Below are 17,227 nucleotides of genomic sequence, written 5' to 3'. Positions count from 1 at the left end.
TTTCGGGCGGGGTCGAGGTAACTCAGTGCGACTTGACTCGGCCATTCCTGAAAGGACGGACACCCCAGCGTCACCAATATGGAACGGTCCCCAACTCACCAGCCGCCGCAGCCGACTGCGTGCTATCGACCAGGACGTCCGCTTCGGGGCTGCGCCCCAGGCCCAGCCCCTGACCCGCACCACGAAGAGGCGCTCTCCTTTGACATTGTCAGCTGAATCGCCATGAACCGATAGAGTCAGACCCGGTTGTGCCACAGGTAGTCATAGAGAAGTCAGGGCACCGACCGGAATTGACCGCGGAGTGGCTATGTGTAAAAGGCGACACGCTCTGTGAGCGACGAGTTGCCAGCACCTTGGTCACCCCCTAGTGTGCCTGAGGCATATTCACGTGTTCGGACACCTGAAGGGTTAAGGGCCCGTACAGGCATTCGGCCTGCACAGGATCCGCTCTATGGGGGCATGAATGGCGCTCAGACCGCGCACGGCTTCGGCCGTGGTGGTGCCAGCGGCTATGGAGTGCGGCGTGATCCCACCGCCGCAGCCCGAGGCCGCCGCCTTCGACATGCCCGCCGGCCCTTGCCGTGCCCTGAACGCGCGGAGCCGGTCATGGCCCGCAGGAAGAAGACAGACGTGACCTCCACCGAGTGGGAGGCCCAGACCGCCGACTGACGCCCGTCCAGCCGGACGGACGCCCGCGACAGCGGAGAACCAAGGAAATTGACCTCATGTACCCGCACGTGCATGTGTGTCTGATTTGGGAGGTTTTGTGGTAGCTGTGGTTTCGGACTATGACAAGATCGGTGGCGCTCCCACCGTCCGTGAAGCGGTGGACCGCTTCTACACGGTCGTGCTGGACACTCCCGACCTCAAGCCGTACTTCGACGGCATCGACATGGCGCGGCTCAAGCGGCACATGGTCATGCTGCTCTGCTCCGTCCTCGGCGGCCCCGAGGTGTACGAGGGCCACGACCTGGCCGACGCGCACCGTGGCATGGGCATCACCGACGAGCACTACGACAAGGTCGGCGACATCCTCGTCACCGTGCTCCGCGACCTCGGCGCGCCTGAGGAGGTCGTGGGGAACGTCGTGACGGTCCTGGGCCAGGTGCGCGGCTCCATCGTGGAGAAGCCCGCAGAGGCAGCCGGGTAAGTGGACACGCAAGCCTTAAAGGACAGCTGGCACCAGGTCGCCCGGTCGGGTGATCAGGTGCCGCTGTTCTTTTACTCAGCCCTGTTCCTGATGTACCCCGAGACGCGCGCCCTGTTCCCGGTGTCCATGGCCACCCAGCGGGATCGGCTCGTCAGCGCGCTGGGGCAAGTCGTCAGCAACGTCGACCACGTGGAAGACGTGGTGCCGTTCCTCCAGCAACTCGGCCGAGACCACCGCAAGTTCGCCGTGGTCACGCAGCACTACCCCGCTGTCGGTCAGGCCCTCCTGGCCACCCTGCAGCACTTCCTCGGTGATCGCTGGACACCTGCTCTGGCCAACGACTGGACGCAGGCGTACGGACTGGTCGCGAAGGTGATGAGCGAAGCGGCCGAAGAGGCGTCGGCCACGACGCCGCCCTGGTGGGATGGCGAGATCATCCTGCACGAGCCGCGCGCCCCCGGCATCGCGGTGATCCGAGCTCGCCTCAACTACCCGTACCCCTTCCGCGCGGGCCAGTTCGCGTCGGTCTCGGTCGGGCTGCGACCGAGAATGTGGCGTTTCTACTCCTTCGCCAACGCGCCGCGTCGCGACAACACGATTGACCTGCACGTACGGGTGGTCGACGGTGGCGCGGTCAGCACGGCCCTGGTGCACGGCGCGCAACGCGGCGACGCACTGAAGATCGGCGCACCGTTGGGCGACAAGCTGACGCTCGACACGAGCCTGCCCAAGGATCTCCTCCTGATCGCCGGCGGCACTGGCCTGGCTCCCCTCAAGGCGCTCATTGAGCAGGTGGCCTACGAAGGGGCGCGCTGCAACATCCGCCTCTTCATGGGTGCCCGGACCTCCCGCGAGCTGTATGACATCGAGGCGCTGTCCAAGCTGGGCGCCGAGCACCCATGGTTGAGTGTCGTGCCCGTCGTGTCCCATGACGGGCTCTACCGCGGTGAGCGCGGCTATGTGGTGGACGTCGCCCTGAAGGCCTGGCGTGGCCAGGACGTCTTCGTATGCGGCTCCGAAGAGATGGTTCAGAGCACGATCGCCCGGCTGCTGGACGCTGGCGTGCCGGCCGAGCAAATCCGCTTCGACGAATTCACCAGTGCTGGAGGTAGAGAGCAGTGACTGGAGAGACGCCATGGGCACATAACCCATCGAACGACCGCCAGCCACTGACGCCGGATCGGGTACGCAACAAGGACTTCTCACGCGCCAAGCTCGGGAGCCGCGGCTACAACGCGGATGAGGTACGTACGTTCCTCATGCGCATGGCCGACGACATAGCGGCCAGCGACACGGAGAAGGCCGACCTGCGCGCGGAGGTCGACCGGCTGCGCAACTGGTTCAAGGACCACGGCCACGACACCTCCCCGGGCGCCTCGGCCAGGCTCAACGTCGACGCGGTCAACCTCCTCTCCCGCGCTCAGCAGACGGCGGACGCCCAGATAGCCGAGGCGGAGGACTACTCCCGCAGGCTGGTGGGCCAGGCGCGCCAGCAGTACGAGCAGATCCTCCAGGAGGCGCAGCAGCAGGCGGAGGAGGCCGCCAGCCAGGCGGTCAACGTCTATCGGGCGAGCGGAGAGGTCCAGTCGGTCGAGGCCGAGGAACTGGAACGCCGCATCGCCTACCTGCGCACCTTCGCGGAGGTCACCCAGGTCCAGTTGCGCGCGGTCCTCGAAGGGCTGACCAACGAGGTCAGCAAGCTGGGCACCCTGCCGGAGACGAGCCGGCAGGCCGTCGCGTACTCCTCCATGGGCGCCTCCTCCTCAGGCTTCTCCACGAGCCCAGGCTTCTCCACGGGACCGGGCTAGTTCCGGCCGAGCCGGCCACCGGAGAGGTCACCGACGACTCGAACCCGCGGACTTCCGATCCCCGCACGCCCATGGCGTGCCGCCACGGTCCTGGACACCCGTCGGCCGGGATCTTTCTTTCGCATGCCTGAATCAGAGATCCGCGTCACCTGGGCGGCTGGGTCACAGTTCGGGGCATGCGATCAATCGCCACGCCTGAACCAGGCGATCATGGGTAGCGCTGAGCAACCACACCCGTAACACCGGACGGACGGAAGCCCAGCATGCTCACCCTCATTCTGCTCATCTTCGCCTTGGCCTGCTTCGTGCTCGCCGCCTTCAACGTCGGCGGCGGCCGCGTCAACCTCATCGCCCTCGGCCTGGCGCTCTGGGTACTGACCGAGATCATCCCCCACATCAGCGACTTATAGCGGCCGCCAAGGCTCCGCTGCCGTCCTGGGCCGTCCTGGGCCGTCCTGGGCGAGGACGGCAGCGGAGTGTCATGCGGGACGGAACTGCTCGATCATCGCCGCGTACCCGCTGCCGCCATGCCCATCCGCCACGGCCCGATCGGCCAGGGCCTTGATGAACCTCGGAAGCTCGGCGTTCACCCCGAGAAACTCACTCTCGTGGATGAGATGCTCCATCGCGGCCAGGTGAGTGTCGATGGTGGAATCAACGGCCGGGTACGCGCCGTCGTCGATCTGCCGCGCATAGGCGGACACCCAGCCGTTCACGGTTTCGATCCCCTTGCTCGCGATGGGAGCGAACGCCGTGGCGTCCACACCCGCCGCGCCGAGCAGGGCGGCACCCTGCAGGAGGCCGTTCAGGATGTTCCACATCAGACTCAGTACGGCCACGTCATACAGCGCCGACAGGCCGTGGTCGTCGCCGAGGTACGTCGTACCCGCGCCAAGGCTCCTCAGGACCGGCTCGTGCAGGTCGAAGGCCGAGCGCGGCCCGCTGTAGAGGAGGACGGCCTCCGCCCCGACGGCCGCGGGGGTGGCCATGATCGCGCCGTCGAGATAGGCGCCGCCCCGCCGCATCACCCACTCCGCGGTCTCGCGGGCCCCCAGCGACGTACCGGAGGTCAGATTCACCAGGACGCGGCCGTCGAGCTCATCGCCCAGCGGATCGAGGAGCGCGTGCACAGCCTCGTAGTCGGACACGCAGACGACCACGAGCGGGCCGGCCAGGACGGCGTCGCGGACCGAGTCGGCGACCTTCGCCCCCTGGGCGGCAAGATGCTCGGCCTTCGCCGCCGTACGGTTCCACACGGTCGTGGAGTAGCCGCCGCGCAGGAACGCTCCAGCCAGCGCCTGACCCATCAGGCCAAGACCAATGACCGTCACGTCGCCATTCCGGTTGGTTTGAGTGCTCATGGCAGAATCATCAACGTTCACACCGATATGAAGGTCAAGGAGCAGCGCGCGTGCTGATCGGGGAGCTGAGCCGGCGGACCGGAGTCCGCACGCATCAACTGCGTTACTACGAGGCTCAGGGCCTGCTCGAACCCCGCCGCGCCGCCAGCGGCTACCGCGAGTACACCAGCGATGCCGTCCTGACCGTGACCCAGATCCGGCGGCTGCTCGAAGCCGGACTGTCGACCCAGGAAATCGGGTACTTGCTGCCCTGCGCCACCGGCGCGGCCCCCGACCTCGAGCCCTGCCCCGAGCTCCTGGACACGCTGAGAGCCCGCATGCACGGCCTGGACGAGCACATCGACCTGCTCACCCGCTCCCGCCAGGTCCTCCACGACTTCATCGACGCCACCGAACAGCGCGGCGTCACTGAGAACGTCGTTGTATCGCCGCCTCGATGCGCATCACCAGGCCGCTGATCGCCACGAGCGCGAAGACACCGAGCACCTGCCAAGGCGGGTGGCCGTCCTCAACGATGAGCGCACCCACGCAGAGCGCGAGTCCCAGCCCGAGAAGCACCGCGCCGTACGTGTGCGTGCTCTCGACACCATCGCGGTCATACGGGGGGTCGATGCGCCGAGCGGGCTTATTGGGCTCGTTCACAGCCCGGAGCATCCCACGCCGCCGGTAAATCCGGAAGTGTCGCCCATCAGCGTTGAAAGGATTCCCGTCTTGATCACCGATTGGACCCGGCAGGCCCTCCCGGCCATGCTCGACGACCTCAAGGCCGTGGTCGAGCTGGAAACCCACAGTTCCGACAAGGCCATGCTGGTCAAGGGGCTGCACGCGATCCGCGCCCGGGCCGTCGATCTCCTCGGCCCGCCCGACGCGGAGGTCCTGCACGACGGCGGGCCGTACGGTGACATCCTTGAGCTGACCTACCAGGGAACCGCGCCCGGCACCGTGCTGATGCTCAGCCACTACGACACCGTCTGGCCCACGGGGACACTGGCCGAGTGGCCGTTCACGGTGGTCGACGGTAAGGCCAGCGGGCCGGGCGTGTTCGACATGAAGTCGGGCCTGGTGCAGTCGATCTGGGCACTGCGCGGGCTGCGCGAGCTGGGGCTGCCGCATCCGAGCGTGCGCTTCCTGTTCACCGGGGACGAGGAGATCGGCAGCCCGGCCTCACGCGCGCACATCGAGGCCGCGAGCGCGGATGCTCTGGCGAGCCTGGTCTTCGAGGCGTCACTCGACGGCGCGCTCAAGACCGCCCGCAAGGGCGTGGGGCTGTTCGACCTCAGCGTGACCGGGGTGGAAGCGCACGCGGGGCTCGACCCGTACGCGGGGGCGAACGCGATCCACGCCCTGGCCGAGATCGTCACCACGCTGGCCGGCTCCGCCTCGCGCGAGCGCGGAACCACCGTGAACATCGGCGTAATCACCGGCGGCACCGGGCGCAACGTCACGGCCGGTCACGCGAGCTGCGGGATCGACGTGCGGGTGACCGACCCGTCCGAGATGGGGCGGATCGACGACGTGTTCGCCGGCCTGCGGGCCGCCGATCCGCGGGTGACGATCTCCGTGACCGGCGAGTGGAATCGGCCGCCCATGACCCCGAACCCCGCCTCGCGGCGGCTGTTCAAGGAGGCCCAGGAAGTGGCCGCCGGGCTCGGATGGCCGCTGGACGAGGTGTCGGTCGGGGGTGCCAGCGACGGCAACTTCATCTCGGCGCTCGGGCGGCCCGTGCTGGACGGCATGGGCGCGGTGGGCGACGGGGCACACGCCCGGCACGAGCACCTGCTGGTCGAGCACATCCCGAAGCGCCTGGCTCTGACGATCGGCCTGCTCACGGCTCTCGCCTGATGTCGCGACCGTAAAACCAACTGATCTGGCGTGGCGGCGTATCACGTGACGGCGGCAGGGATGCCGACAGTGACCGTGAAGCCTGCCCGGCAAATCACGTGGCGGTGGCAGGGATGCTGACAGTGACCGTGAAGCCTCCGTCACCGTCGTCCCCCGCGCTGAAGGTGCCGCCGAGCAGACTCACCCGGCGGTTGAGCCCGGTCAGGCCCATCCCGGACCCGGCGCCGGTCAGCGTGGGATCGACGCTCCGCCGAGGCGGCACGTTACGCACCTCGACGTCGACCCGATCGCCGGGATAGGCGATGGTGACAGTGACCGGCGCCCCGGGGGCGTGCTTGCGGGCGTTGGTCAGCGACTCCTGTACCACCCGGTAGACGGCGCGGGCCACCACCGCGGGCACCGTACCGGGATCGCCCTCGACACGCAGCGCCGCTCGGTCAGCCGCCGCCAGCGCGGCCAGGTCGCCGCCCGTGTCGTCGTCGGGACGATCGGCGGGCGCCGTCCGGACCCCTGTGTTCATCACCCGCATGAGGTCGCGCAGCTCGGTGAGGGTCCGCGTGCCGGCGAGCCGGATCTGCTCGGCCGCGGCGCGGGCGTCGTCGTCGCCCGTGGTGACGCGCAGGGCGTCGGCGTGCAGGACGATCTCGGTGACGTGGTGGGTGACGATGTCGTGCAGCTCGGTGGCCAGGCGCCGGCGTTCGGCGGTCTCGGCTCGCTCGGCGAGCAGGTGGCGTTCGGAGTCGGCCAGCTCGGCTCGCTTGCGCAGCGACCGTACGAGCTCGCTCCGGGCCTTCAGGTAGAGGGCGAGCAGGGCGGGAAGCGCGGTGGCCGACAGCCCGCTGTAGAGCGCCCCCCATGAGGGGGACCAGATCGGGATCGCCGGCAACGCCAGGACCGCGGCGAAGGCGAACGCCTGCCGCCAGGGCAGAAGGAAGACGAGGAACGACACCACGAACGGGGCCGCCACGGGAGCGATCCGCGACGCCATCATCTCCGGCGCCAGCGTGCCGCCGAGGGCGAGCGCCGTCGTGATCGCGACGGCCAGCGCTCCCACCGTCCACGGGAAGCGGACCGCCAGCGGCAAGGACGCGGCCAGCAGGAGGTTCAGGGCCAGCTCGGTGAGCGAGGCGGCGCCGCGCGGGTACGTGCCCGCGGCGTGCAGGACGATCTGTATGACAGCGGACAACACGGCCGAGCCGAAGGCGGCCATGAGCGTGGTCCTCCGGTCGCTGACAATGAGCTCCGGTCTGGAGAAACGCGGCACAGCGGACACCTCAAGGGTGGTTTCAGCCGGGCTCGTCGAGGAGTCCGGCCTGGTGGGCGAGCAGGGCGGCCTGCGTACGGTGGGTGAGGTCGAGCTTGACCAGGAGGCGGGAGACGTAGCTGCGGACGGTGGTCTCCGACAGGAACAGTCGCCCCGCGATCTCCGGATTGGTCAGCCCTTCGCCGAGGCAGGCCAGCACCTCGCGTTCGCGCTCGGCGAGCGCGGCCACCCGCGACCGAGCGGTGTCGCGCCGCTCGTCCCCTCTGGACGACTGCGCGAGCAGTCTGCGCGCCGCGCTCGGTGACATCACCACGTTCCCGTCGGCCGCCACCTTGACCAGGTTGATCAGGTCCTCTGCCGGGGTGGCCTTCACCAGGAAGCCCCCGGCGCCGGCCTCCAGGGCGCCGAGCACGTGCTCGTCGGAGTCGAACGTCGTGAGCGCGATGACCGCGGGTGGCGAGGCGAGTGCCGCGATCTCCTTCGTCGCGGTGATCCCATCCACGCCCGGCATCCGCAGATCCATCAGAACCACGTCCGGCTGGTTACGCAGAACCTCTTCGACCGCTTCCGCCCCGTCACGGGCCTCACCGACGACCTCGATCTCCGTGCTGGAGCCGAGGATCACCTTGAGATGCCGACGGACCATCGGGTCGTCGTCGGCGAGCAGAACTCTGATCACGTGCGCCCACTCTGTCACAGCGGGCTGGTGCCCGGCCCATTCGAGGCCGGGCACCAGCGCCTGGTGTCAGTCGTCGAGCCCGCGCCAGAAGGCGCACCGGTGCTCATCGCTGAGGTCGACCGGGCCGACGCCGCCCTGGCTCGCGGGCTTCAGGCTGAGCACGGTCTGGCCGGACGGCGTGAACGCGCGCCAGGCGGGTGCGCCGTCGACCTGGGGTTTGCCGGTGTGGGCGAAGGACGTCCAGTAGCCGATCATCTGCTCCGCCAGCCGCCACTGCTCCGGTGTGAAGCCGTCCTCTGCCCGGCCATCCAGGTCGAACAGGTAGGGCAGGTCGCTGGCGTGCTGGGCACCCAGCGGGAAGTCGGACGGGACGCCCACGACGTTCGGCGCCTTGGCGTCGGCGAACTCATAGGCGTACACCGTGGTGCGGGCAGCCAGCGCTTTGTCGCCCTCAAGAGTCGGGCAGGCCCAGGCGCGGTCACTGCTCAGTGTCGCCCAGGCCAGGCCGGGAGAGGCGAAGTCCGTCAGCGGATATTCCTTCAGCACCTTGTCGGCCTGCTCGCCGAACGCGCCCTTCATCAACTGCGGGTAGTTCTCGGCGGTCACCGGGAACCCGGCCTGTGCGGCGCCGGCGACGAAGCCATTGCCCTCGCTCTTGGTGCCACCGGAGATCACCGGCACGCGCGGGAACTTGCCCGTGCGCAGCGCCTGCGCCGGGTCGAGCGGCAGCAACGGCGTGCCGTACGCGACATTGCTGCCGAAGCTCTCGCTGACCTTCATCAGCTCGGAGACCGGCTTGTCCCGCAGACAGTCCAGTTCCTTGCCCGCCGGACAGCCGAGCTGCTTGACCGCGGCCAGGCTCATGTCCCAGCTGCTCTTCAGCGAATGGTACGGCCGTATCGCGCCCACGCTCGGGATCGGAAGATAGGTTCCGTTCGGCCAGTTGAGCGTGCACGTCCCCGACTGCATGACGGCCTTGTCGATCAGGCCACGGGTGGCCGGCGAGGTCAGCAGCGCACAGGTGCTGATCCCACCGGCGGACTGACCGAACAGCGTCACGTTGTCCGGGTCGCCACCGAAGGCCGCGGCGTTGCGCTGGACCCACTTCAGGGCTTCGAGCTGGTCGGCCAGCCCGAAGGTCCCCGAGCCGGACAAACCTGGCAGCGAGAGGAAACCGAACGCCCCCAGCCGATAGTTGGGCGTCACCACCACCACGTCGCCCTGGTCGGCCATCCGCCGGGCGTTGTAGATGCTGCCGTAGCCGTCGAGGAAGCCGCCCCCGTACAGCCACACCATCACCGGCAGCGGCCCGCGCGACGGCTTGGCGGGAGCGGTGACGTCGAGGAACAGACAGTCCTCCCCGCCGATCTGCTTACCCGCCTCCACCTGCAGGCACGGCCGCCCCGGCTTGGTGGCGTCGGCCACTCCCCGCCACGGTGCGACCCGCTCCGGCTCCTTCCAGCGCAGCCGCCCCACCGGCGGCTGCGCGAAGCGGATCCCCGAGTACGTCCTGACCGTACCGTCGTCCGCTCCCCGGATCCGGCCCGAGTCCAGCTGCACGATCGACGGCCGCGGCGTCGGCACCTCCTGCGCGGCGGCTTGCGTGACGCCCGCACTCGCGGCAGCTTGCGTGACGCCCGCGCTCATGGCGAGACAGCCGCCGGCGACCAGAGCGAGCAGCCGCCTCGCCATTGACATGGATCTTGTTACGCTCATGCGGCCAGCCTCGCGTCCGGCCCGGGCCCGCCGTAACGTGCGGACGTTGCGGCCTCGCGACCGGTTGTTGCGCATGGGTGCGACCAAAGATTTATTTCTCGGGTACGGGAGTGCCGTCGCAGCCGCGGTCGATGCGCCCGGTGTTGAAGTACGACACGAGTTCGGCGGCGCAGTCCGGCACCCTCAGGACGGATCCGTGCACGTCGTCGTCAACGGTGAAGACCGTACCGCCGATGGCGGCGTGCATCTGCTTGGTCCACTCGTACAGGGAGACCGCCTCGTAGCGGTGCCCGGACAGCACCAGCGACCCGCCGCCGCGCTGGACCTTGATCTGCTGGACCGGCAGCGGCCAGCCTGCACACTGGGCGGTGAAGGCGCCCGCCCGCCCGGTGACGGGGCTGCGCTCAAGGCGGCGCTGGTAGGTGGCCCAGGCGTCGGAGAAACCGAGCCGGCTGGGGTCCTCGTTGCAGAAGACGGCCTGGCCGGCGGTCGGGTTGAACTGCTCGGGGGCGCCGGCCGCCGGGGGAGTCCGCGGCCCGTGGTCCATAAGCTTCTTCAGGGCGGGCGGCGCGGTGTCGCCCTTGCCGTGCATTTCCTTGAACGCCTGGGCGACCTGCGGCCAGTCCGGTGCGCTCTGCACGGCCAGCATGGCGACCGTGGCGCCGTCGGCGACCATCTCCCAGTCGGTGTAGTGCCGGGGGTTGTCGTCGTATGCCTGGCGCAGCGCCAGGATCTTGGCCCGCACCTCCTTCGCGGTGGTGCCGAGGCCGTAGGTGCCGTCGCGTTCGGCGATCCAGGCGGCCATCCGGCCGAAGTTGCGTTCGGTGCCCTTGGCGTGGCCGTCCTCGAAGTCGTCCAGCCGGAACTTCACCGGCGCCACGCTGTCCAGGAACATGCGCCCGACGGCTTTGGGGAACGTGCCGCGATAGACCGCGCCGAGCCAGGTGCCCCACGAGACGCCAACGAAGTTGAGCTTGCGCTCCCCCAGCGCGATCCGCGTCCGGTCCAGGTCGCGGGCCGAGTTCAGAGTGGTGAGCTGACTGAGGAAGGCGGGGTCGGAGTTCGCGCAGGCTTTGTTCTTGGCCACGCCGGCGTCATGGACGCGCTTGGCCGCCGCCTTGGTCAGCGGCCCCGGCTCCGGCGGCTGACCACCCATGGCCGGGCAGTCCGCCTTGGTGCTGTAGCCGACCCCACGAGGGTCGAAGCCGATCAGGTCGTAACGGTCGTTGAGCTTGGCGTTCGTCTCGTTCATCGAGGCGATCTGGAGGGGGAACAGGTATCCGCCGCCGCCGGGTCCGCCCGGGTTGAGCGCCAGAGCGCCCAGCCGGCGCTTCCGGTCTGCGGCCTTCACCCGGGTGATCGCGATGGTGATCTGCCGTCCGCGTGGCTCGCGGTAGTCCAGCGGTACGCCGACGGTTCCGCACTCCATCCGGTCCAGCAGCGCGCGGAACTTCCGCAGCTGCTCGTCCGAGGTGACATAGGAGCGGATCACGTCGTCCGCGTAGGCGGGACAGGCTCGCCACTGGACCGAGGCCGAGGTCGGCCCTGTCGCGGCGGCCGTCGCGACAGGCGAGCCCGCGATCAGCGAGGTGAACGTGACGGAGCCCACGGCCAGGGCGGTGATCGCGCGACCGGTCAGGGATCGAGGATTGGTCATGTGGTCACCTTGCTGTCCACGGCCGTACACCCGCGTCTGTCCCCCGCCGCACGCGCGCATCTGTCGTGAGATGTATCCGGGCGCCGCAGAATCAGACTTGGGACGGACGCGGCCGCACCCGCCCTCGCCGTAGGCTCCCGGTTTTATGACGGCTGTTCGCGCGTTGCCACGCCTGCCGGTGCCGCAGGACGCGATCCTGGCCGCCCTGCTGCTCCTGCTGTGCGTGCTGGTCAACGACCCGAACGCGACAACGAGCACTCCTTGGTTGGTGGCTTGGTGGGGGGCGACGACATTGGCCGCGCTCGGTGTGACCCTACGCAGGTGGCGGCCACTGCCGATGCTCGCCTGCTGCCTGCTGTCCGTGGGGGTGCACGTAGCCCAGGCCGCACCCCTGACCATCATCGACCTGAGCGTGCTGGTCCTGCTCTACACCGTGGCCACCCGTCACGCCCGTGTCGTATCACTCGCCGTCCTGGCCGCACTGCTGCTGGCCGCCACCTGGAGCCTGCCGTACGACCCCCGTCCGATGCTCGGCCCGTCGGCCGTGCTCTCCACGGGCCCCGTCCTCGACGGCCCGTCCGTGCCGAAGGAGGTCATGACGGTCCACCGCAGCGCCTCGGCAGACTCCTGGATCGGCTTGGCCGCGCTGGGTTCGGCGCTGGTCGCCTCCTGGGCGATCGGCTCCGGCTCCCGCAACCGCCGGGCCTACCTCGACGAGCTCCACGCCCACGCCCGAGACCTCGAACGCGAACGCGATCAGCAGGCCGCGCTCGCGGTGGCCGCCGAGCGCGCCCGCATCAGCCGCGAACTGCACGACGTCGTCGCCCACGGCCTGTCGCTCATGGTGGTCCAGGCCCAAGGCGGCGCCGCCGCGCTCGACCACGACCCCACCGGCACCCGGACGGCCCTGGACGCCATCGTCACCACCGGCCGCGCTTCCCTGGCCGACATGCGACGCGTGCTCACCGCGGTCGGCGAGGTGGAGGACGCCTGGCATCCGCAACCCGGCCTCGCGCACCTGTCCGCCCTGATCGCCCAGGTCAACAGGGCAGGCACACCCGTACGCCTGCGCGTGGAAGGCGCACCCGCCACGCTGCCCTCGGCGGTGGACCTGTCGGCCTACCGCATCGTGCAGGAGGCGCTGACCAACACCATGAAACACGCCGGAACGGGCGCCACCGCCAGCGTGGTCCTCGCCTATCAGGACACGGAGATCGGCATCGAGATCAGCGACAACGGCCACGGCACGACCGCCGGGACCGACGGTGGCAATGGCCTGCGCGGCATGCGCGAACGCGTCAAGTTACTCGGCGGCACGTTCTCGGCCGGCCCCGGCTCCCAGGGCGGATTCGCCGTACGGGCAGCGCTCCCGGTCGGGGGAGACGCCGTATGATCCGCGTGCTCCTCGCCGACGATCAGGCTCTCGTCCGCACCGGCTTCCGCATGATCCTCGACAATGCCGACGACATGCGCGTCATCGCGGAGGCCGCCGACGGCGCGCAGGCCGCGCGGATGGCCCTCGACCTCCGGCCCGACATCGTGCTGATGGACGTCCGGATGCCCGAGGTCGACGGCGTCGAGGCGACCCGTCGCATCTGCGCCGGCACCGATCAGATCCGCGTGCTGATCCTGACGACCTTCGACCTCGACGAGTACGTCTACGCGGCCCTCCACGCCGGTGCCAGTGGATTTCTCCTCAAGGACACTCTCGCGGCCGACCTGCTCTCGGCCATCCGCGTGGTCGCGCGAGGCGACGCGGTCGTCGCGCCCAGCGTGACCCGGCGCCTCCTCGAACGCTACGTCGGCATCGGCGTCGTCCCCCTCATCCCCACTGCCGGCCTCGACGTCCTGACCGAACGCGAACGCGAGGTGCTGAGCCTCATCGCCCGCGGCCTGTCCAACATCGAGATCGCCGAGCGCCTCTTCCTGTCCGAAGGCACCGTGAAAACCCACGTCAGCCGCGTGCTGGCCAAACTCGGCCTGCGCGACCGCGTCCAGGCCGTCGTCTACGCCTACGAAAGCGGCCTCGTACGAACCGGAGCCACCTGAGCCGCTCGCCTTCCGGCGGGCACGGGCCGCCCATAGTGCACCCCCGCGCCCTCCGAAGCCTGCCCGCAAGTCGGACCTCAGCCGGCCGGAGGCGTATAACGAGCGAGCTGCCTGCTCTGCGCCACCAGGACACCGTCCGGCCGCCACAGCAGGCCGTCGATCTCGGCGTAACCGTGCCGCAGGAGAGTCGATTCGAACCACACGAAGTGCCAGCCGTCCCCCGGTCGCCCTCTCCAATGAACGGTGAGGTCGACGCTGACGACACCGCCGCCGAAGCCGAAGTGCCGATGCGGTGGCGGCGGCCAGGAGTCCATCATGAGCGGCACGGTCGTGGCGCCGAGCGGCGTCCCGTCCGCGAACCGCGTCCAGCCGCCGACTTGGGCGGGCCCGGAGGCCACCCCCTGGAGAAACTCCACCGTCTCCGCCGAGGGCGCCCTGCGATCCAGTCGCCGCTCGAAGCTCCCGGTGAGCCGGTCGAGCGGGAGGGGTACGGACTCCTCGGGATCGGGCACGGCCGGCATGGACCGGTGTTGGAAGCCCGCCGACGCACCGCCCTCTCTTGCACCGTCCTCGCCTGCACGGTCCTCGCCTGTATCGTCCTCATCGAAGGTGCCCCGCTCGGCGAAGGTGGCGACCGCGAGCAGCCGAGGGCTGCCCTCCTGGCTCAGCTCCGCCTGCACCGTCGAGTGCGTACGCCCGGCTCTGAGCGTACGCAGCGACACTGCCACCTCGCCCACCTTGGGACGGGACAGGAACTGCACGGTGGCGGCCAGCGGGGACCGGCCGGGCACGGCCCGCGCCATGGCGTGCATGGCCATCGAGGCCAGATAGCCGCCGTTCGGGCCGCCCCGGAGCAACCAGCCATCGCCAATCGACTCCAGATCCTTCTCAGCAGGCATTACTCCCCAATCGGCATATTTCAATCCGTTCCAGGCCCGGGATCATGAGTGTGGTGGTCCCAGCGACAATCCCGCTCCCTCGTGCGGGGGAGCAGGATCACCACGTGGGGGGAGGCTGCCCAACCGACGGCTCCGGAAGGCTCGGTAGCACCGAGATCAGCCGGTTGAGGGAGGTTCGGGGGCAGATGGTAGGAGATTCGGCGGACATTCCGAGCGTAGGTGCGCGATGGAGCCGGGTGCGCAGGCTCGCCGGCTACGGCGCGGCACTCAGCATGTCGCTGTACTTAGCCGTCAAGGTCGTCTGGATCACGGCGGGCCTGTTCGGGCACGCCCCGGACGGTTACGGCACCGCGGACTGGGTGCTGCTGAACGTCGTCACCGTGGTGATGGCGGCGACCGGGATCGCGCTCGGGCTGGCGCTGGCCCAGCCGTGGGGCCGTCGGCTGGCGGCCGGACCAGTGATCTTCTTTTCGTGGGTGGGCGCGGGTTTTCTGGTCCCGATACTTCCGTACGTGCTGATCAGCAGCCTCCTCGGAGGCGACCAGGGCGACAGTTCCGGCTCGGCCGCGCAGGGGGAGGAGGTCTTCATCGCCATCGGCTTCGCCGGGATGGCGGTGGGGCTGGCCGTGGCCTTGCCGATCTACCTGAGGGAGCGATGGCCGCGGCCCTTCCTGGGCCGGATCGGTGACGGCCCGGCACACTCCTCGGCGCTGGTGACGGTGGCGATGGCGGTGGCCGCCGGGCTGGGCCTGCTCTGGTGGTCCTGGGCACTGGGCGGGACGCTGGGCCTCGACCCGGCTCATCGCGCTCAAATGGAGCTCAACGCTCGACTGTTGAGCGGGAGCTCCGGGCTGTGGGCGCTACTCGGAGCCTGGAGCGTGTGGACGCTCACGCGTGGCCGCCCCGCCCGGCTCCGGCGGTGGGTTCCGATGACGCTGGCCTTCGGGGCGTCCGGCTCGTTGTTCGCGTGGAGCGGCTGGAAGCTGCCGATGGTTATTCTGCGGCCTGGCGGGTTCGTGGCCGGGGAATACACAGCGGTCGCGATCGTCGAGCACGCCTTGGGCATCGGCGTGGGCCTGGCACTCCTGGCCGCCGTCCTGAGGGCCGCTCGCAGTGGCGGGTACATCGATGCGCGGCTCGGCCACCATGAGGCATGACGGGGAGTCCAGTGCTCCCGTAGGCAGACCTGCGGACCGGGGCCTTGCCCCCCTGCGTGTGACGAGCCGCTACCTGAGGCAGTTCTGCGCGGTCAGGACCAGGACCACACCGACGACCATTCTCTTCGACACGAGGAAGATGTAGGACGCTTTGGGATTGCCCGGCACGGTGGCAAAGGTCCCGTACATCGCGTTCTGCTTCAGGTTGGGGTAGGCGGCCTTCAGCTGCGCGGGGGTGGAGCCCCTGCCGATGCCCTGAGGCGTCTTGACGGTGCCGGGCCCGGAGATCGTGACCACACCCTGCTTCTTCGAGATGAACAACCCCGCCCGGTCGCCGCTGTAGCGCTGCGTCTTCAGGTCATAGGTCGCGCACGTGGTGGGGGCTTTGATCCTCTTGCGGACGATCAGCCCGGTCGCCTTGGCCTGTGCCTCGGTCATCCCAAGCTTCAGGCTGCCGTACCCGAACGGCCCCAGCGTCGCCTTCTGGGCGGGGGCGGCGTTCGCCGCGGGCGCGACGCCCGCCAGCACGACCCCACCGGCCAACGCCGCCACGAGCGCCGACCGACCGATCCGCAGGGCTATGGTCTGCTTCATAGTGCTTCCTCCATGATCGCGAATTGGCCACCCTAGCCCGAACGCGGCTCGGATGTAGGCGATTCACGCGATCATTCGCGAGCGCACCACCGCCCCGCCACACGCGGGAAGAGGGCCTGGCACCGGCTGGACGGTGACAGAAGTATTCATGTGAATTGCAACCGAAACGTGTTTATCGTTGACGTGTGCGGATTCGGGCCGAGGCTCTCGATAGTCGGGCACCGGGGGAGGAGACTCCGCGATTTCGCATGGCAGGACGGCCGTCGCCGACACCGACTTCTCCCATTTCGTGAAGAAATCCGGTCCTAACGGCGGTTCGACTCACCCACCGATCATTTACGCTTTTCAGCCCTCATCCCGGAATATCGGAGGAGTTCGTGTCAGGTAAGGGAGCGGGTATCGCGGTCGCTCTCATCGGAGCGGGAGCGGTCATCGTCGCGGCGCTCATCACGACGCACGCGCCGATCTGTCCCGACTTCATGTGCGGCCCCGACAAGGCGACCAGCAAGCAGCATCCCGGTAGCGGGGAGGGCAAACAGATCATCAAGGTGCCCGCCGGCAAGGCGGATGTGGAGATCACGCCGGGCGAGATCACCTGCACCGCCGAGGGCGGCTGCGACAGCGAGGTGCGCATCGAAAGCGTGGGCGACGCCACGCTGAAGGTCACCTACATGGAGATCAGGGGCGCCGGCAAGGCGTACTTCAGCAAGGACGGCACCTGCGAGCGCAAGAACCTGGCTCCCGGCGTGTCCTGCTCGTTCGGTGTGAGCTTCACTTCGCCGGCCGAGGGCGGCACGGCTCAGGCCACACTGGTCATCCACCACAACGTCGGCCCCCAGCCCACCCTCGTCACCCTTCGCGGCGAGGGAACGGCCCCGTCACCGACGGACGCTCCCACGACGGATCCCCCGGCCAACGGGTAGCCCTCCGGCGGCCGTCCTGAGGTCCGCCAATGGTTGGACGCCGTCTACTGGGACGCCGGCTCCTGATCGACGTCGATGAGAACACCGCGTTCGCCGCACTCCAGACGGCGGATGACGCCCGGCTCCCT

At 69.1% G+C, this 17,227-nt stretch carries 18 protein-coding genes; 10 read left to right on the top strand and 8 right to left on the bottom strand.

The genetic code is table 11. The annotated features are described in order from the left end of the window. Positions 1 to 766 precede the first annotated feature (766 nt). The 4 genes from ACQP2T_RS00175 (at position 767) to ACQP2T_RS00160 (ending at position 3,368) form a co-directional block, all read left to right on the top strand. Complete coding sequence (locus tag ACQP2T_RS00175) at positions 767 to 1,150, top strand: group I truncated hemoglobin (protein WP_433514165.1); 384 nt, start codon at positions 767 to 769, stop codon at positions 1,148 to 1,150. After that, entirely contained in the window at positions 1,151 to 2,272 is a 1,122-nt protein-coding gene (locus ACQP2T_RS00170; protein ID WP_433514164.1) for a globin domain-containing protein, read from the top strand. Continuing rightward, positions 2,269 to 2,958 (top strand): DivIVA domain-containing protein, encoded by a 690-nt coding sequence (locus ACQP2T_RS00165; RefSeq protein ID WP_433514163.1) that lies wholly within the window; start codon positions 2,269 to 2,271, stop codon positions 2,956 to 2,958. The genes ACQP2T_RS00170 and ACQP2T_RS00165 overlap by 4 nt, the downstream gene beginning before the upstream one ends. Positions 2,959 to 3,221: 263 nt before the next feature. Continuing rightward, a complete protein-coding gene (locus ACQP2T_RS00160; protein WP_357938195.1) occupies positions 3,222 to 3,368 on the top strand; it encodes a hypothetical protein in 147 nt (48 codons plus the stop codon). 69 nt (positions 3,369 to 3,437) lie between these two features. Here the strand turns inward: ACQP2T_RS00160 and ACQP2T_RS00155 are convergent, their stop codons facing one another. Further along, positions 3,438 to 4,319 (bottom strand): NAD(P)-dependent oxidoreductase, encoded by an 882-nt coding sequence (locus ACQP2T_RS00155; protein ID WP_433514162.1) that lies wholly within the window; start codon positions 4,317 to 4,319, stop codon positions 3,438 to 3,440. Between the two features lie 50 nt (positions 4,320 to 4,369). Between ACQP2T_RS00155 and ACQP2T_RS00150 the strand changes: the two genes are divergently transcribed. Then, positions 4,370 to 4,777 (top strand): MerR family transcriptional regulator, encoded by a 408-nt coding sequence (locus ACQP2T_RS00150; protein WP_433514161.1) that lies wholly within the window; start codon positions 4,370 to 4,372, stop codon positions 4,775 to 4,777. Here the strand turns inward: ACQP2T_RS00150 and ACQP2T_RS00145 are convergent. Continuing rightward, positions 4,725 to 4,961 carry a hypothetical protein gene (locus tag ACQP2T_RS00145; protein WP_433514160.1) on the bottom strand — a complete coding sequence of 79 codons (237 nt, stop codon included), beginning with the start codon at positions 4,959 to 4,961 and terminating at the stop codon, positions 4,725 to 4,727. The genes ACQP2T_RS00150 and ACQP2T_RS00145 overlap by 53 nt on opposite strands. 69 nt (positions 4,962 to 5,030) lie before the next feature. Between ACQP2T_RS00145 and ACQP2T_RS00140 the strand changes: the two genes are divergently transcribed. After that, positions 5,031 to 6,161, top strand: a complete 1,131-nt coding sequence (locus ACQP2T_RS00140; RefSeq protein ID WP_433514159.1) for a M20 family metallopeptidase — start codon at positions 5,031 to 5,033, stop codon at positions 6,159 to 6,161. A gap of 94 nt (positions 6,162 to 6,255) precedes the next feature. Here the strand turns inward: ACQP2T_RS00140 and ACQP2T_RS00135 are convergent, their stop codons facing one another. The 4 genes from ACQP2T_RS00135 to ACQP2T_RS00120 form a co-directional block, all read right to left on the bottom strand. Beyond that, positions 6,256 to 7,425, bottom strand: a complete 1,170-nt coding sequence (locus tag ACQP2T_RS00135; RefSeq protein ID WP_433514158.1) for a sensor histidine kinase — start codon at positions 7,423 to 7,425, stop codon at positions 6,256 to 6,258. A 22-nt stretch (positions 7,426 to 7,447) separates the two neighbouring features. Next, on the bottom strand, positions 7,448 to 8,104 hold the full coding sequence (locus tag ACQP2T_RS00130) for a response regulator (protein ID WP_433514157.1): 657 nt from the start codon (positions 8,102 to 8,104) through the stop codon (positions 7,448 to 7,450). A gap of 66 nt (positions 8,105 to 8,170) precedes the next feature. Then, positions 8,171 to 9,796 (bottom strand): carboxylesterase/lipase family protein, encoded by a 1,626-nt coding sequence (locus tag ACQP2T_RS00125; protein ID WP_433514156.1) that lies wholly within the window; start codon positions 9,794 to 9,796, stop codon positions 8,171 to 8,173. 115 nt (positions 9,797 to 9,911) lie between these two features. Continuing rightward, complete coding sequence (locus ACQP2T_RS00120) at positions 9,912 to 11,477, bottom strand: alpha/beta fold hydrolase (protein WP_433514155.1); 1,566 nt, start codon at positions 11,475 to 11,477, stop codon at positions 9,912 to 9,914. A gap of 145 nt (positions 11,478 to 11,622) precedes the next feature. On the opposite strand from ACQP2T_RS00120, the gene ACQP2T_RS00115 reads away from it, so the two are divergent. Next, positions 11,623 to 12,870, top strand: coding sequence for a sensor histidine kinase (locus ACQP2T_RS00115; RefSeq protein ID WP_433514154.1), 1,248 nt, complete (start codon positions 11,623 to 11,625; stop codon positions 12,868 to 12,870). Next, the gene (locus tag ACQP2T_RS00110; protein WP_433514153.1) at positions 12,867 to 13,526 is read left to right on the top strand and encodes a response regulator; all 660 of its coding nucleotides are present in this window, start codon (positions 12,867 to 12,869) and stop codon (positions 13,524 to 13,526) included. Before ACQP2T_RS00115 ends, ACQP2T_RS00110 begins: the two co-directional genes overlap by 4 nt. A gap of 77 nt (positions 13,527 to 13,603) precedes the next feature. Here ACQP2T_RS00110 and ACQP2T_RS00105 read toward each other — a convergent pair whose 3' ends face one another. After that, positions 13,604 to 14,425 (bottom strand): thioesterase family protein, encoded by an 822-nt coding sequence (locus tag ACQP2T_RS00105; RefSeq protein ID WP_433514152.1) that lies wholly within the window; start codon positions 14,423 to 14,425, stop codon positions 13,604 to 13,606. Between the two features lie 236 nt (positions 14,426 to 14,661). On the opposite strand from ACQP2T_RS00105, the gene ACQP2T_RS00100 reads away from it, so the two are divergent. After that, positions 14,662 to 15,582 (top strand): hypothetical protein, encoded by a 921-nt coding sequence (locus ACQP2T_RS00100; RefSeq protein ID WP_433514151.1) that lies wholly within the window; start codon positions 14,662 to 14,664, stop codon positions 15,580 to 15,582. Positions 15,583 to 15,651: 69 nt separating this feature from the next. Here ACQP2T_RS00100 and ACQP2T_RS00095 read toward each other — a convergent pair whose 3' ends face one another. Then, positions 15,652 to 16,176: a hypothetical protein gene (locus ACQP2T_RS00095; protein WP_433514150.1), complete on the bottom strand. Its 525-nt coding sequence runs from the start codon at positions 16,174 to 16,176 to the stop codon at positions 15,652 to 15,654. A gap of 377 nt (positions 16,177 to 16,553) precedes the next feature. Here ACQP2T_RS00095 and ACQP2T_RS00090 point away from each other — a divergent pair, with 377 nt between their 5' ends. Then, on the top strand, positions 16,554 to 17,099 hold the full coding sequence (locus ACQP2T_RS00090) for a hypothetical protein (RefSeq protein ID WP_433514149.1): 546 nt from the start codon (positions 16,554 to 16,556) through the stop codon (positions 17,097 to 17,099). The last annotated feature ends 128 nt before the right edge of the window (positions 17,100 to 17,227 follow it).

It is taken from the genome of Nonomuraea sp. CA-143628, assembly GCF_050942315.1.
Lineage (GTDB): Bacteria > Actinomycetota > Actinomycetes > Streptosporangiales > Streptosporangiaceae > Nonomuraea.
This window is presented reverse-complemented; position numbering and strand designations above follow the sequence as displayed.

Coding starts and splice junctions, on each gene's coding strand:
- ACQP2T_RS00160 (WP_357938195.1), top strand. CDS start 3,222: ATGCTCACCCTCATTCTGCTCATCTTCGCCTTGGCCTGCTTCGTGCTC.
- ACQP2T_RS00155 (WP_433514162.1), bottom strand. CDS start 4,319: ATGAGCACTCAAACCAACCGGAATGGCGACGTGACGGTCATTGGTCTT.
- ACQP2T_RS00125 (WP_433514156.1), bottom strand. CDS start 9,796: ATGGCGAGGCGGCTGCTCGCTCTGGTCGCCGGCGGCTGTCTCGCCATG.
- ACQP2T_RS00120 (WP_433514155.1), bottom strand. CDS start 11,477: ATGACCAATCCTCGATCCCTGACCGGTCGCGCGATCACCGCCCTGGCC.
- ACQP2T_RS00115 (WP_433514154.1), top strand. CDS start 11,623: ATGACGGCTGTTCGCGCGTTGCCACGCCTGCCGGTGCCGCAGGACGCG.
- ACQP2T_RS00110 (WP_433514153.1), top strand. CDS start 12,867: ATGATCCGCGTGCTCCTCGCCGACGATCAGGCTCTCGTCCGCACCGGC.
- ACQP2T_RS00105 (WP_433514152.1), bottom strand. CDS start 14,425: ATGCCTGCTGAGAAGGATCTGGAGTCGATTGGCGATGGCTGGTTGCTC.
- ACQP2T_RS00095 (WP_433514150.1), bottom strand. CDS start 16,176: ATGAAGCAGACCATAGCCCTGCGGATCGGTCGGTCGGCGCTCGTGGCG.